The sequence below is a fragment of the Fastidiosibacter lacustris genome, assembly GCF_003428155.1.
In the GTDB taxonomy this organism is placed as follows: domain Bacteria; phylum Pseudomonadota; class Gammaproteobacteria; order Francisellales; family Francisellaceae; genus Caedibacter; species Caedibacter lacustris.
This window is the reverse complement of record NZ_QLIR01000049.1, coordinates 1-1,501: the sequence shown is the minus strand read 5'-3', so window position 1 is coordinate 1,501 and position 1,501 is coordinate 1. Positions and strand designations below refer to the sequence as shown.

General features: G+C 35.9%; 1 protein-coding gene. It reads left to right on the top strand.

From position 1 onward, the window contains the following. Window positions 1-368: 368 nt before the first annotated feature. Window positions 369-1,295, top strand: a complete 927-nt coding sequence (locus DNJ77_RS09815) for a branched-chain amino acid transaminase (protein ID WP_116964870.1) — start codon at window positions 369-371, stop codon at window positions 1,293-1,295. Window positions 1,296-1,501: the final 206 nt, after the last annotated feature.

Below are 1,501 nucleotides of genomic sequence, written 5' to 3'. Positions count from 1 at the left end.
CTTTTTTAATTCATTATCTACCAAACAATACACAGAAATGATAAAGTCTTCTAATAGCATGAGGCGCGCTTCCAGTTTTGTTATCCAAATTAAAAACTAAAGCTTTTCCTCATGCTATGCAATCTCTGCCTCCCAGCTTCAACCTCAAAAAGTTGAACAGGGCGTTACTGTTTGTAAAAATGTATAAATCTTTTTCCAAACTTAATCACTTATGTGATAATGCATTTTGCAATCCTTTTTTGTTTTCTAAATTATATTTCAACTTAAGGAAGGATTGTAAGCTTTCAAATAATTTTTGAACTAAATTAACCTAATTACATATTATGTAGCTTTTTTGGTTCACAGAACCTAGTTGGAGAGAAAATTAAGTGATAGAACAAGCATACATTTGGCAAAACGGTCTTTTTGTGGAAAAAGAAAAAGCGGTTACTAGTGTAATGACACATGCTCTACATTATGGGACAGCTGTATTTGAAGGCATTAGAGCTTACAAAACAGTAAAGGGCACGGCGATATTGAAACTAAAAGAGCACATGCAGCGCTTTAATTATTCTATGTGTGCATTGGGGATGAGCTCTCCCTATAGCATTGAAGAAATGTGTCAAGCAGTTATTGATACGGTTAGAAAGAATACTTACGATGCTTGTTATATTCGACCATTGGCCTATTACGGTGAGGGTGGAGTTGGGGTATTACCAAAAGAAGATCATCCAATAGAAGTGATCATTGCCTGTTTGCCAATGGGGCGTTATTTGACCGCAGATAGTGTTGATGTGTTGGTTAGTAAGTATATTCGCATCCATCCTGATTCAACTATCTGTGATGCTAAAATTGCAGGGCATTACGTTAATAGCATGTTAGCAACGATGGAGCGTAGGGGCACTCATTATCATGAAGTACTGTTACTTGATGTTAATGGGAATGTAACAGAGGGAGCGGCACAAAATATTTTTATCGTTAAAAATAATGAGATTATTACCACGCCACTTGGAACGATTTTGAATGGTATTACTCGCAGGCTTGTGATTCAAATCGCAAGGGAAAGTGGTTATACCGTGCATGAGAGATATTTCAAAGTAAACGATATTATTAATGCAGAAGAAGCGTTTTTTAGTGGAACTGCTGCAGAAATTGCACCAATTAGAAGTGTAAACGATCAAAAAGTTGGAGGTACTGGAGAAATTGGTATAGTCACAACACATATTAAAAAATGCTTTAAAGAAATCACGCAAGGTTTGGTTGAATCAGATGCTTTGACCTACCTAACTGAAACCGTACGTTTGGAACATAATTGAGTATATAAAGCGGAATTTGCAATGAATCAGCAAAATATTGCGAATAAAGAACGCGTTTATATGTATAAGTTTATATATGTGTATAAGTTTAGACTTGACCTGACAGTTGCCTATTTTTCAAACGCGATTTTTGTCAGATATGGTTGAGCAATTCAACCTTCTCTTGCCAGTGCGTTTTCCCATCAGTAAAAGTTGCTATTGGTGTT